A 12490-nucleotide genomic window follows, 5' to 3' on the forward strand; every position below is an offset into this window, starting at 1 on the left:
TGAATCTCAAGGAGTTTTCCGTTTCGACTGCGCCGGAAGTGGGGCGAATTATACACTTCCAGAATCTGCCGTCAACCTCTAATTACGCTTTTGTTGCAGAAGATACTTTCCTACCCAGCAAACGCGGGATCCGGCGCATAACCGACGGCACTCTTAGCACTAATAGTGCGGCACCTATAAAGGCGTAGATCGCGCATTCTTTCAGGTCCGCCCGCACGATCCACAGCATATGCAGCAACCCCAGCCCCAGAATCAGGTACACCAGACGATGCAGTTTCTTCCAGCGCCCCCCCAATCGTCGCTGACTGTAGCGATTGGATGTAACCGCCAATGCCAATAGCCCGAGAAACCCAAGCGCCCCCACAATAATATAAGGCCGCTTACTCAACTCGACGCCCAACTGCGACCAGTCGAACCCCAATATGAACGCCGCATACCCGCTTAAATGCAGCACCACATAAGCAAAGCACCACAATCCCAACTGACGCCTGACTGCAATCCACCCCGCCCACCCCGTCAATTTCTGCAGCGGTGTCATGCTCAAGGTGATTAACAACAGGATCAGCGTCCCCAACCCGAGCCGATCCACCAGCACCTTGCCCGGGTCAGGACCCCACGAATTCATCAAGGCCTCGTAAAGCCAGAACAACGGCCAGACCGCCGCCGCGATGAAGACGCTGATTCGCCAGACTGGAAAACGCATCAGTAGTCCTTCCTCAGGTCCATCCCTGCATATAAGGAAGCGACTTCATCCTGATAGCCGTTGAACATCAGCGTGTCGCGCACATTGGGGCTGAACAGCCCGCTCGGCAGACGGCGTTCACGCGCCTGGGTCCAACGCGGGTGATCGACTGTTGGATTGACGTTGGCATAGAAACCGTATTCGTCAGACGCAATGCTTTGCCACGTGGTCTTCGGCTGCTCGCTCACCAGACTGATGCGCACGATGGACTTCACACTTTTGAACCCATACTTCCAAGGAACCACCAACCGCAGCGGCGCGCCGTTCTGGTTCGGCAACTCCCGCCCGTACATCCCCACCGCGAGGATCGCCAACGGGTTCATCGCCTCGTCCAAACGCAGGCCCTCCACGTACGGCCAGTCGATCAAGGCGAAACCGGAACGCTGCCCCGGCATGACCTTGGGGTCCTGCAGGGTTTCGAAGCGGATGTACTTGGCCTTTGAGGTCGGCTCGACTTGCTTGAGCAATGCGGAGATGGGAAAGCCGATCCACGGAATGACCATGGACCAGGCCTCGACACAGCGCAGCCGATAAATCCGCTCTTCCAGTTGATAAGGCTTCATGAAGTCTTCCAACCCATAGCGCCCCGGCTTACCCACCTCCCCGTCCACCACCACGCTCCAGGGCTCGGTCTTCAAGGAGCCTGCATTGGCTGCCGGGTCCCCTTTGTCGGTGCCGAACTCATAGAAATTGTTGTAATGGGTCGCGTCCTTGAACGGCGTGATCGCCTCATTCTTGACCGTGACCGCCTCCCATTGGACCGAAGGCAGTTTCTCGGCAAACCAGGACGGTGCCTTGCCCGGCTCGACATCGGCATAACGCGCCGCATCGGCAGCGCTGGCCCATTGCGGCAAGCCGCTCACGGCGAGCCCCGCCATGGTTGCACCGAGCATCTGGCGACGAGATAGATAGAAGGATTCGGGCGTGACGTCCGATTCACGGCTGTCGGACGACTTGGGGATCTTGATCAGCATGACAACTCCGCAGTATTGGAGGGCAGGTGCACCAATAGACTGCGGAGTATGGGGGAAATTACATTAAGGCAACGTTTAGCGTCGGCGAAGACGCAACAAGTACTGCACCGGGCCGGAAGCCGCATAGGCGAGGAATACCAGCAGCAGGATACGCGGCGGATCACTGAACACCACGGCGAATACCAGCACCACCGCTAGAATCGCAACGAACGGCACACGCCCCTTCAGATCCAGCTCCTTGAAGCTGTTGTACTTGATGTTGCTGACCATCAGCATCCCCGCCGCGGCAACCAGCAGCGCCACCAGGAACGACATTTTTGAACCCTGGATGCCATAGTCGCTGAATGCCCAGACCACACCCGCCACGACACCCGCCGCAGCCGGACTGGCCAGGCCGATGAAGTAACGCTTGTCAGCCTTGCCGACCTGGGTATTGAAACGCGCCAGGCGCAACGCCGCACCCGCCACATAGATGAAGGCGACCATCCAGCCGACCTTGCCCATGTCTCCCAGCGCCCAGCCGAACGCCAGCAAGGCGGGAGCCACGCCAAACGCGACCATGTCGGACAGCGAATCATATTCGGCGCCGAACGCGCTTTGGGTATTGGTCATTCGGGCGACGCGCCCGTCCAGGCCATCGAGCACCATGGCGACGAAGATCGCAATGGCGGCGAAGGCGAAGTAACGGCTCGCCCCTGCGCTATCGCCAGCGCTCAAGGCGGCCTGGGCGCTCATGGAGCTGATGATGGAATAGAAACCGGCGAACAGGTTCGCGGTGGTGAACAGATTCGGCAGTAGATAGATGCCACGATGCCGGACCTTTCGGCCTTCAGCGTCATGGCCTTCTTCGATGTGCTCATCGATGGGCAACAGGCTTTCGGCGTCAGGAGCCTGGTTTGGCTCGTCGGGACGTTCGCTCATGGACAATTACCTTGCAACGGTGTGAAAAAATTCGACAGATGTCTGGGACGACGGTTCGGCCGCAAACGATGCAGCTTTATACCAGACGCCATCGCCCAAACGAAAAACCGCGGCCAAGGCCGCGTTTTTTCGATCAAGCTCGCGACTTAGTTCTTGGCTTTGTCGACGATCTTGTTGGCACCGATCCACGGCATCATCGAACGCAGTTGCTCGCCGATGATTTCGATACCGTGGGCGGCGTTGTTGCGACGCTTGGCGGTCATCGAAGGATAGCCGGTGGCGCCTTCGCTGATGAACATCTTGGCGTATTCGCCGTCCTGGATACGTTTCAGGGCGTTGCGCATGGCCTGGCGGGACTCGGCGTTGATCACTTCCGGACCGGTCACGTACTCGCCGTATTCGGCGTTGTTGGAGATCGAGTAGTTCATGTTGGCGATACCGCCTTCGTACATGAGGTCAACGATCAGCTTCAGCTCGTGCAGGCATTCGAAGTAGGCCATTTCTGGCGCGTAGCCGGCTTCAACCAGGGTTTCGAAACCGGCCTTGACCAGCTCGACGGTACCGCCACACAGAACGGCTTGCTCGCCGAACAGGTCGGTTTCGGTCTCGTCCTTGAAGGTGGTTTCGATGATGCCGGTACGACCGCCACCCACGCCAGCGGCGTAGGACAGGGCCACGTTCTTGGCGTTGCCGGACGCATCCTGGTAGATCGCGATCAGGTCAGGGATACCGCCGCCCTTCACGAACTCGGAACGCACGGTGTGACCCGGGGCCTTCGGCGCGATCATGATCACGTCGAGGTCGGCACGTGGCACGACTTGGTTGTAGTGGATCGCGAAGCCGTGGGAGAAGGCCAGGGTGGCGCCTTTCTTGATGTTCGGTTCGATTTCGTTCTTGTACAGCGCCGATTGGAACTCGTCCGGGGTCAGGATCATGACCAGGTCGGCAGCGGCAACGGCAGAAGCCACGTCGGTCACTTTCAGGCCGTGGGCCTCGGCCTTGGCAACGGTGGCCGAGCCTTTACGCAGGCCGACAGTTACGTCAACGCCGGAATCTTTCAGGTTGCACGCCTGGGCGTGGCCTTGGGAACCGTAACCAATGATGGCGACTTTCTTGCCCTGGATGATCGACAGGTCGCAATCTTTATCGTAGAAAACTTTCATGAATTTCCCCTATATCTGGCCATTCAGGCCATTCGCTAATTTGGTTTAGATGCTCAGTACTTTGTCGCCACGGGCAATCCCGGTGACGCCACTGCGTACGGTTTCCAGAATCGAGGCAGTGCCGATCGATTGGATGAAGCTGTCGAGCTTGTCGCTGGTACCGGTCAACTGAACGGTATAGACGCTGGCGCTGACATCGACGATCTGCCCACGATAAATATCGGTAGTACGCTTGATCTCGGCGCGCTGGGCGCCGGTGGCCTTGACCTTGACCAGCATCAGTTCACGCTCGATGTGAGCGCTTTCCGACAGGTCCACCAGCTTGACCACCTCGATCAGCTTGTTCAGGTTCTTGGTGATCTGCTCGATGACTTCATCGTGCCCCACGGTGGTCAGCGTCAGACGCGACAGGGTCGGGTCTTCGGTCGGCGCCACGGTCAGGCTTTCGATGTTGTAGTTGCGCTGCGAGAACAGGCCCACCACACGAGACAGCGCACCCGGTTCGTTTTCCAGAAGCAAGGAAATAATGTGTCGCATGATTAGGTACGCTCCGTCTTGCTCAGCCACATATCGCGCATGGAGCCGTCTTTGATCTGCATCGGGTAGACGTGCTCGCTGGTATCGACCGCAATATCGATCACCACCAGGCGATCCTTCATGGCGAACGCTTCCTCCATCTTCGACTTCAAATCCTTCGATTCGGTGATGCGCACGCCAACGTGACCGTAAGCCTCCGCCAGCTTGACGAAATCAGGCAGCGATTCCATGTAGGAGTGCGAGTGACGGCTGCCATAGCTCATGTCCTGCCACTGGCGAACCATCCCCAACACACCGTTGTTCAGGATCACGATCTTCACCGGCAAACCGTATTGCAGGCAGGTGGACAGTTCCTGGATGTTCATCTGGATGCTGCCCTCGCCCGTGACGCAGGCGACATCGGCTTGCGGAAAGCTCAACTTGATGCCCATGGCCGCCGGAAAACCGAAGCCCATGGTGCCCAGGCCGCCGGAGTTGATCCAGCGGTTGGGTTTGTCGAACTTGTAGTATTGCGCGGCGAACATCTGGTGCTGGCCCACGTCGGAGGTCACAAAGGCATCGCCCTTGGTCACTTCGCACAGGGTTTCGATCACGGTCTGCGGCTTGATCACGCTGCCGTCGCCCTTGTCATAAGGGAACAGGCCGCGATCGCCACGCCATTCAGCGACTTGCTTCCACCAGCTGGCCACGGACTCCTTGTTCGGAACCTCGCCGATTTCCTTGAGAATGGCGACCATTTCGGTCAGCACGCTCTCTACAGGACCGACAATCGGCACGTCTGCTTTGATGGTCTTGGAGATGGACGCCGGGTCGATGTCGATGTGGATGATCTTGGCGTTCGGGCAGAATTTCGCCGCGCCGTTGATCACACGGTCGTCGAAACGCGCGCCGACCGCGAGGATGACATCGGCGTGGTGCATCGCCAGGTTGGCGGTGTAGCTGCCGTGCATGCCGAGCATACCAATGAACTGACGGTCCGAACCCGGGAACGCACCCAGGCCCATCAGCGTATTGGTGACCGGCAGGTTGAGCATTATCGCCAGCTCGGTCAGCGGCGCGGAGCCACCGCCGAGGATCACGCCACCACCGGAGTACAACACCGGGCGCTTGGCCGCCAGCAGCATTTCGGCGGCCTTGCGGATTTGCCCGGAATGACCACGGACCGCCGGGCTGTAGGAACGCAGCTTGGCTTTTTTCGGGAAGATGTATTCGAACTTCTCGGCCGGGTTGGTCATGTCTTTGGGAACGTCGACCACGACCGGACCCGGACGACCGGATTCGGCCAGGTAGAAGGCCTTCTTCATGACTTCCGGGATTTCCGACGCGTGCTTGATCATGAAGCTGTGCTTCACGATCGGCCGGGAGATACCGATCATGTCGGTTTCCTGGAATGCATCGGTGCCCACCATGGTGCTGGGCACCTGGCCGGAGATGATCACCATCGGGATGGAGTCCATGTACGCGGTGGCGATACCGGTGATGGCGTTCGTGGCGCCAGGACCGGAAGTCACCAGGACCACGCCGGCCTTGCCGGTAGCACGGGCATAACCATCAGCCATATGGGTGGCCGCCTGCTCGTGACGAACCAGGATGTGGGTCACTTCCGGTTCTTTGAACAGGGCATCGTAGACATGAAGAAGAGCACCACCGGGGTACCCGTAGATATATTTGACGCCTTCGTCACGCAAAAAGCGGACGAGCATCTCACCGCCAGATAAAAGCTCCACGTTGTTCACCTCTAAAACGCCAGAATACCGACCCACAAAAGGGGACGGGTCTTAATAGGTTTACTTCTCGGCAGAGCATGAGCGACGGTGGTCGCCGACTACGTCAGCACTGACTGAGCAAGTATTGGGATCGTCCCAAGTGTTGCGGGCCTTTCCCACCCAGCGCGAGGTAACGCGTTGCGGGTGTAACAGGTCGGCGCGGATATGCGCCTCATGATCTGCCGAGTGGGTCTGCTTCTGGCAGTCCCTCTACAGCGGACTTTGGATTCTTCTGTTTCGCCTCCTTCAAGTCAAGTCGTCTATGTGCTTTATTCGAAGTAAGCGCATGAGAACGCAAGAAAAAACCCTTAAACGGCAACTGTGTTAGCTTCAATTGCGCAATCCAAGACAAGGAAACAGCATGCGAATGATGTTATTGACGGCCAGCCTGCTGGTGGGCCTGAGCCCGATAAGCATGGCCGGCCAGATCTATAAATGGGTGGACGCCCAAGGCGTGACCCACTTTGGCGCCCAGCCGCCCCAAGGCGTGGAAGCGACGACCGTGGGCAAGTCCGCAACGCCAGCGCCCAAACCACCGCCCCCCGCTTCAGGCGGGGTCGTTGGCGATCAAAAGGCCATCGACCAACAGGTCAAAAAAGAAGTTGCCGAGCAGGAAGCCCAGCTCAAGGCCTTCTGCGACCAGGCCCGGACCAACCTGGCGCAATTGCAGAACAACCCCAGGGTGCGGGAAGACGTGGAGGGGGAAATGCGCCGCCTCACGGATGAAGAGCGACGCCAGCGGATCGATGAGACCCGCCAGCAGATCGAGGAACACTGCCAATAATGGCGATCAACCGACGTCGCTGATCAACTGATCGAACTGCGCCAGCAGCCGCTGCAACTGGGCACCCTGCCCTGGCCGCTGGGCATAGACCATCTCGGCCATGGCAAGGATGCCCGAGGCGTTGGGCAGCGGCAGGTCGTTTTCCAGGATGGCTTTCATCCTGGGCAGGAAAATCCATTGCAGCCACTGCTCGAATTCCAGGGTATCGACCGCGAACGGCTCGACACTGGCCAGCGCTTGCGCCGAAGGTGAGACATCGCTCCACCAGCCCTGGACCCGCAGCTCCCGCTCGATCAGCAGCAACTGATCGGCGATTTGGGGAAAACGCGTATCCATCAGAGCGAAACCTTGGCCTTCTGACGGGCCAACGCCGCGCCAGCCGAATCGCCTTGTTTCTCACGAGCCTGGGCGATCAATTCCCACAGGCTCGCCTGAAGTGCCGGGCGACCGCTGGCGAAGGTCAGGCCACGGCGGGCCAATTGCTCGGCTTGCGGCGCATCGCCCTGGGCCATACGCACCTGGGCCAGGCGATAAAGCACTTGGGGCTCACGTGGCGCCACACGCTGGGCACGCTCCAGGCTGGAGGAGGCGCCGTTGAGGTCGCCGCCAGCCTGTTGCTGTTGTGCCGTGGTCAGCAGGGCCAGCACCGGGCCGTCCAGCTGCTCATCGGCGGACAAGCCACCGGCACTGGCCGACGGGATGCTGCTCGGCGTCGAGGGCATGCTGTAGCTGCCCTGATTGATCGGCGAGGTTTCGATAGGGCCTGGCGTGATCGGGCCCGGCGTGATCGGCGTGCTGCTGATCGGCGCCGAGGTCGTCGCGCCGCCACCGGGCACCATCACCACCACACCGGTGTCGCCTTGCGGAATCGCCTGGGCCTGGCCCTGCACGGGTCGTTTCACCGTCGTCTGACGGAAACCACCATTGGCCGAGATCCGCTCGCTGTTGGACACCGCGGTGCCGGAGTCAACGACCGGAATCGAACCGCGTTGTACGGTAGAGCAACCACTGAGCAAAGCCACGGCCGTTACCGCTGGAATCAACCACTTGTTCACTTGAAACCCTCTTTGCTTAATTCATCCAGTCCTTGACCCAATCCATCACCGATTCGGCTGGATTCGTGCCGCCACAGGCTGCACCGGGTGGCGGTTCGCTGCCGCGAATATACGGCATCTGTACTGCGCCCGGGCAATTGGCGTCGGAACCTTGGCCAGTACGCGAATCAACCCAGGCCTGGACGATATTGTCCGGTTGCGGCATGTCTAGCGGCAACGGGTCGGCCTTGCGCATGAAACTGGTCCAGACCTGCAGCGCGCCGGTGGCGCCGGTGAACGGGGTCTTGCCGTTGTCATCACGCCCGAGCCAGACCACCGCCAGCAGGTCCTGGCTGAAACCGGCGAACCAGCTGTCACGCGAGTCGTTACTGGTGCCGGTCTTACCCGCCAGGGTCAGGGTCCGGGGCAGCACGTTATAGACCGAACTGCCGGTGCCTTCACGCATGACCCGCTGCATCGCGCTCTGGATCAGGTAAATGGATGCCGGATCGAAACGTTGCTGGATCTGGAACGGATAACGCTTGAGCGGCTCGCCATCGGCGGTCAGCACGCTGCGAATCCCGCGCATCGGTGTATTGAAACCGCCGTTGGCCAACGTCTGGTACATCGCCGCCACTTCTATTGGCGTCAGCCCACCAGCCCCCAGCAGCATCGACGGGAAGGCCGGGAATTCGCGGCTTACCCCCAGGCGCGCCAGGGTCTTGAGTACGTTCGGCACGCCGACTTCCAGCCCAAGGCGAGCCGTCGACAGGTTGTAGGAATGGGCCAGCCCTTGGTAAAGGAACACCGTGCCGTGGGGGCGACGATCATAGTTTTGCGGCGTCCAGACCTGGCCGTCCGCGCCCTTGATCGAGAATGACTCGTCGGACAGCCAGCTCGTCAGCGTGTACTGGCTGGGCTTTTCCAAGGCGGTGAGGTAAACCGCTGGCTTGATCAACGAGCCGATCGGGCGCACCGCGTCCAATGCCCGGTTGCATCCCGCAAAGCTGGCCTGGCGCCTGCCGATCATCGCTTGGACCTCACCGGTTTCCGGGTTGGTCACGACCATGGCCGCTTCGACTTCGTCGGAGCCCTTGCGCCCCGCCAATCGCTTGAAGGTGTCCTCGACCGAGGCTTCGGCCTTCATCTGCAGGATCGGGTCGAAACTGGTGAAGATGCGCAGGCCTTCTTCGGTCAAGTCTTCGTCGCGGTAGTCTTCCCGCAGTTGACGCTTGACCAGGTCCATGAACCCTGGGAACGAACTGTCCGCCAGGCTGCCACGCTTGGTCACGCCCAACGGCATCTTTTTCGCCGCTTCGACTTGCTCGGCTGTCGCCACACCTTGTTGTTGCAGCAAGTCGAGCACCAGGTTGCGCCGCTCGAGGGCACGTTCCGGATTACGACGCGGGTTGTAGGAAGACGGTCCCTTGACCATGCCCACCAGCAACGCCACTTGATGCAACTTGAGTTCGGACAGCGGCTGGCTGAAGAAGAACTGGCTGGCAAGGCCGAAACCGTGCACCGCCCGTTGTCCGTCCTGGCCGCCGAAGACCTCGTTGAGGTAGGCCTCCAGGATCTCCTGCTTGTCGTAGTGCAACTCCAGCAACAACGCCATCATGGCTTCGGTGAGCTTGCGGGTCAGGCTGCGCTCGTTGGTCAGGTAGAAGTTCTTGACCAACGGTTGGGTCAGGGTACTGCCGCCCTGGCGCATATGGCCCGAGGAAGTGTGGACCCAGATAGCCCGGGCAATCGATTTGGGCGAGACGCCGAAGTGATGGTAGAAGTCGCGGTCTTCGACGGCGATCAGCGTATCGAGCAGGAACGGTGGGACCTGGTCGATCTTGATCAGGATCCGGTCTTCGAGATTCTTGGGGTACAGGCCACCAATGAGCAGCGGCTCAAGGCGCACCACCGACAGGCTCGCGTTGTTGGCGCCGGTCAGCGCAGCCACGTAGTCGCCGGAAAAACGCACCCGAACCGGTTGCGCCTGTTCCATGCCTTCATAGAACTGGAAACCACGGGTGTTGAGGTCGATGGTATTGCCATTGACCGAGGCCGCACCCGGACCATTGGCCACGCTTTCACGGCGATAACCCAAGGCATCGAGTTCGGTCAGGAAGTCGGCCTTGCTCAACTTTTGTCCGACGAACAGCTCCAACGGCCGGGCATAGACCTTGGCCGGAATGGTCCAGCGCTTGCCGGAGAACTTCTCCTGGACCACGGCATCGAGATAGACCGCAAAACCGGCGAGCACGACGAGGCCCACCAGGCTGAGTTTAAGGGCCCAGCCCAGCCAGGGCCGCAGGCGGCTGGCGGGTGGTTTCTTGGGGGTACGGGGGGATCGGGTACGAGTCATGGCGGCGGATTATACGCACTTTGCTGCGGTTCAACATGAGCCCCCCCACGCGGTTTGCGTTAGCGCGGCTAGCGGCCATAATGACGGCCTTGAATTTTCCAGCCTATGAAGGACCGCCCGTGAGCCAATCCCTGATCGCCGCCTTGCAAAACCCGGCCCTCTACCCGCATCCCGTCGAAGCGTTCCAGGTCATCGAAACCCACATTTCCTGGGTATTGCTCACCGGGCCTTACGCCTACAAATTCAAAAAGCCGGTCAACTTCGGCTTCCTCGATTTCACCAACCTCCAAGCGCGCCAGCATTTCTGCAGCGAAGAGTTGCGCCTGAACCAGCGCCTGACCCGGGACCTGTACCTGGAAGTCCTGCCGATTTCCGGCAGCGCCGAAGCGCCACAGCTCGGCGGCGACGGCCCGGCCATCGAATACGCCCTGAAAATGCGTCAATTCCCCCAGAGCCAATTGCTCAGCACACTGCAAGCCAACGGCGAACTGACCACCGCGCACATCGACGAGATGGCCGCCCAGATCGCCCAGTTCCACCTCTCCACGCCCAAGGTGCCCGCCGAAAACGTCGCCGGCACGCCGCAAAGCGTGATGGCGCCGGTGCTGCAGAACTTCGAACAGATCCGTCCGTTCCTCAACGACAAGGCCGCCCTGCTGCAACTTGAAGCACTGCAAGCCTGGGCCGAAAGCAGTTTCGAACGCCTCAAGCCGCTGCTCACCCAGCGCAAGGCCGACGGTTTCATCCGCGAATGCCACGGTGATATCCACCTGGGCAACGCCACCGTGATCGACGGCAAGGTGGTGATTTTCGACTGCATCGAATTCAACGAACCGTTCCGCTTCACCGACGTCTACGCCGACACCGGCTTCCTGGCGATGGACCTGGAAGATCGCGGCCTCAAATCGTTGGCGCGGCGTTTCGTCAGCCAATACCTGGAACTGACCGGCGACTACCAGGGCTTGGAGCTGCTGAACTTCTATAAAGCCTACCGCGCCCTCGTCCGGGCCAAAGTCGCACTGTTCAGCATGCCGGCCGAAGCCGATCCGGTGCAGCGCGCAACCACCCTGCGCCAATACCGCAACTACGCCCACCTGGCCGAAAGCTACAGCACCATTCCTTCGCCCTTCCTGGCCATCACCCACGGTGTTTCGGCCGTTGGCAAAAGCCATGTCGCGATGCGCCTGGTCGAAGCACTGGGGGCCATTCGCCTGCGTTCGGACGTGGAGCGCAAGCGCCTGTTCGGCCAACAACAGGTCCCCAACGATCCGCAGGCCGGCATTTATGGCAGCGACGCCAGCAGCGCCACCTACGCCCACCTGCATGAAGTCGCCGCGACGATCCTGCGCGCCGGTTTCCCGGTGGTGATCGATGCCACCTATCTCAAGCACGATCAGCGCGATGCCGCGGCAAAAGTCGCCGAGGCCACCGGCGCTCCGTTCCTGATTCTCGACTGCGACGCGCCGCAAGCGGTCATCGAAAGCCGACTGGCGCAGCGCCAGGCCGACCAGCAAGACCCCTCCGATGCGAACCTGGCGGTCATTGCCGCACAACAGTCCAGCCGCGAAGCCCTGACCCCGGCGGAAATTCTCTGCAGCAAACGGGTCCAAACCAATGAAAGCGGTACGCTCGACATTGTCGTCGCGCAAATCCGCCAGCGTTTGCCAGGCCTGTAAATCACTATTTTGGCCGTGAGGCGATGCCCGGCTTCACGGCCAATAAATAGTGGCACTATACTGGCGTCATAAAACCAACAGGTGATATGAAATGAGCCATCCCAAGATTCTCAACAGCCCGCTTTATGCTCTGCTGCGCAAAGATGACATTTCAGGCTTCAACAAGGAGCGCCCTCAAGGCACGGTCGACATGCGCGGCGGCGATTTTCGCGGCCTCGATCTGCGGGAACTGAATGCGGACGACGTCGATTTCACCGATGCGTATTTCCGTGCCACCGATTTACGCGGCATCGATTTCCGCAAATCATCATTGGAAGGCGCGAGCCTGGCCCATGCGCAGATATCCGGGGCCTACTTCCCGCCCGAGCTGTCTGCGGACGAAATCCTGATGTCGATGAATTTCGGCACCCGATTGCGCTACCGCACCCGCTGATAATCTCTAACGAGGCCGGTCAACCCGCGGCCCTGCCACGACCGAACACATCTCCAGCGCCCTCGCTTGCGCTGGAGAATGCAGTCTATTCCCACCTCATCGTG

The 12490-nt window shown here is 60.2% G+C and carries 12 protein-coding genes; 3 read left to right on the forward strand and 9 right to left on the reverse strand.

Annotated features, from left to right (window positions below):
- Nucleotides 1–82: 82 nt before the first annotated feature.
- The 6 genes from msrQ to HGO40_RS20960 form a co-directional block, all read right to left on the reverse strand.
- Nucleotides 83–703, reverse strand: coding sequence for a protein-methionine-sulfoxide reductase heme-binding subunit MsrQ (gene msrQ, locus HGO40_RS20935; protein ID WP_250964569.1), 621 nt, complete (start codon nucleotides 701–703; stop codon nucleotides 83–85).
- A complete protein-coding gene (gene msrP / locus HGO40_RS20940) occupies nucleotides 703–1716 on the reverse strand; it encodes a protein-methionine-sulfoxide reductase catalytic subunit MsrP (RefSeq protein ID WP_250964570.1) in 1014 nt (337 codons plus the stop codon). Before msrP ends, msrQ begins: the two co-directional genes overlap by 1 nt.
- 75 nt (nucleotides 1717–1791) lie before the next feature.
- Nucleotides 1792–2637 (reverse strand): CDP-diacylglycerol--serine O-phosphatidyltransferase, encoded by an 846-nt coding sequence (gene pssA, locus HGO40_RS20945; protein ID WP_053125264.1) that lies wholly within the window; start codon nucleotides 2635–2637, stop codon nucleotides 1792–1794.
- Between the two features lie 146 nt (nucleotides 2638–2783).
- Nucleotides 2784–3800: a ketol-acid reductoisomerase gene (ilvC, locus tag HGO40_RS20950; protein ID WP_003185459.1), complete on the reverse strand. Its 1017-nt coding sequence runs from the start codon at nucleotides 3798–3800 to the stop codon at nucleotides 2784–2786.
- Between the two features lie 45 nt (nucleotides 3801–3845).
- Nucleotides 3846–4337 carry an acetolactate synthase small subunit gene (gene ilvN, locus HGO40_RS20955; protein WP_003176102.1) on the reverse strand — a complete coding sequence of 164 codons (492 nt, stop codon included), beginning with the start codon at nucleotides 4335–4337 and terminating at the stop codon, nucleotides 3846–3848.
- A gap of 2 nt (nucleotides 4338–4339) precedes the next feature.
- Nucleotides 4340–6064 (reverse strand): acetolactate synthase 3 large subunit, encoded by a 1725-nt coding sequence (locus HGO40_RS20960; RefSeq protein ID WP_250964571.1) that lies wholly within the window; start codon nucleotides 6062–6064, stop codon nucleotides 4340–4342.
- 400 nt (nucleotides 6065–6464) lie between these two features.
- Here HGO40_RS20960 and HGO40_RS20965 point away from each other — a divergent pair, with 400 nt between their 5' ends.
- Nucleotides 6465–6887 carry a DUF4124 domain-containing protein gene (locus HGO40_RS20965; RefSeq protein WP_250964572.1) on the forward strand — a complete coding sequence of 141 codons (423 nt, stop codon included), beginning with the start codon at nucleotides 6465–6467 and terminating at the stop codon, nucleotides 6885–6887.
- A gap of 6 nt (nucleotides 6888–6893) precedes the next feature.
- Here the strand turns inward: HGO40_RS20965 and HGO40_RS20970 are convergent, their stop codons facing one another.
- The 3 genes from HGO40_RS20970 to mrcB are packed head-to-tail and all read right to left on the reverse strand — an operon-like array spanning nucleotide 6894 to nucleotide 10277.
- Nucleotides 6894–7223 carry a YqcC family protein gene (locus HGO40_RS20970; protein WP_250964573.1) on the reverse strand — a complete coding sequence of 110 codons (330 nt, stop codon included), beginning with the start codon at nucleotides 7221–7223 and terminating at the stop codon, nucleotides 6894–6896.
- Nucleotides 7223–7942, reverse strand: a complete 720-nt coding sequence (locus tag HGO40_RS20975; protein ID WP_250964574.1) for a tetratricopeptide repeat protein — start codon at nucleotides 7940–7942, stop codon at nucleotides 7223–7225. Before HGO40_RS20975 ends, HGO40_RS20970 begins: the two co-directional genes overlap by 1 nt.
- Before the next feature lie 16 nt (nucleotides 7943–7958).
- Nucleotides 7959–10277, reverse strand: a complete 2319-nt coding sequence (gene mrcB / locus HGO40_RS20980) for a penicillin-binding protein 1B (RefSeq protein WP_250964575.1) — start codon at nucleotides 10275–10277, stop codon at nucleotides 7959–7961.
- Nucleotides 10278–10396: 119 nt separating this feature from the next.
- Between mrcB and HGO40_RS20985 the strand changes: the two genes are divergently transcribed.
- A complete protein-coding gene (locus HGO40_RS20985; RefSeq protein ID WP_250964576.1) occupies nucleotides 10397–11953 on the forward strand; it encodes a bifunctional aminoglycoside phosphotransferase/ATP-binding protein in 1557 nt (518 codons plus the stop codon).
- A 91-nt stretch (nucleotides 11954–12044) separates the two neighbouring features.
- Nucleotides 12045–12386 carry a pentapeptide repeat-containing protein gene (locus HGO40_RS20990; protein ID WP_250964577.1) on the forward strand — a complete coding sequence of 114 codons (342 nt, stop codon included), beginning with the start codon at nucleotides 12045–12047 and terminating at the stop codon, nucleotides 12384–12386.
- Nucleotides 12387–12490 lie beyond the last annotated feature (104 nt).

It is taken from the genome of Pseudomonas sp. CG7 (genome assembly GCF_023701885.1).
Taxonomy (GTDB): Bacteria; Pseudomonadota; Gammaproteobacteria; order Pseudomonadales; family Pseudomonadaceae; genus Aquipseudomonas; species Aquipseudomonas zanjanensis.

Bases quoted from the DNA above. Each gene is read 5' to 3' on its own strand.
- msrQ (WP_250964569.1), bottom strand. From the start codon at position 703: ATGCGTTTTCCAGTCTGGCGAATCAGCGTCTTCATCGCGGCGGCGGTC.
- msrP (WP_250964570.1), bottom strand. From the start codon at position 1,716: ATGCTGATCAAGATCCCCAAGTCGTCCGACAGCCGTGAATCGGACGTC.
- pssA (WP_053125264.1), bottom strand. From the start codon at position 2,637: ATGAGCGAACGTCCCGACGAGCCAAACCAGGCTCCTGACGCCGAAAGC.
- ilvC (WP_003185459.1), bottom strand. From the start codon at position 3,800: ATGAAAGTTTTCTACGATAAAGATTGCGACCTGTCGATCATCCAGGGC.
- ilvN (WP_003176102.1), bottom strand. From the start codon at position 4,337: ATGCGACACATTATTTCCTTGCTTCTGGAAAACGAACCGGGTGCGCTG.
- HGO40_RS20965 (WP_250964572.1), top strand. From the start codon at position 6,465: ATGCGAATGATGTTATTGACGGCCAGCCTGCTGGTGGGCCTGAGCCCG.
- HGO40_RS20970 (WP_250964573.1), bottom strand. From the start codon at position 7,223: ATGGATACGCGTTTTCCCCAAATCGCCGATCAGTTGCTGCTGATCGAG.
- mrcB (WP_250964575.1), bottom strand. From the start codon at position 10,277: ATGACTCGTACCCGATCCCCCCGTACCCCCAAGAAACCACCCGCCAGC.
- HGO40_RS20990 (WP_250964577.1), top strand. From the start codon at position 12,045: ATGAGCCATCCCAAGATTCTCAACAGCCCGCTTTATGCTCTGCTGCGC.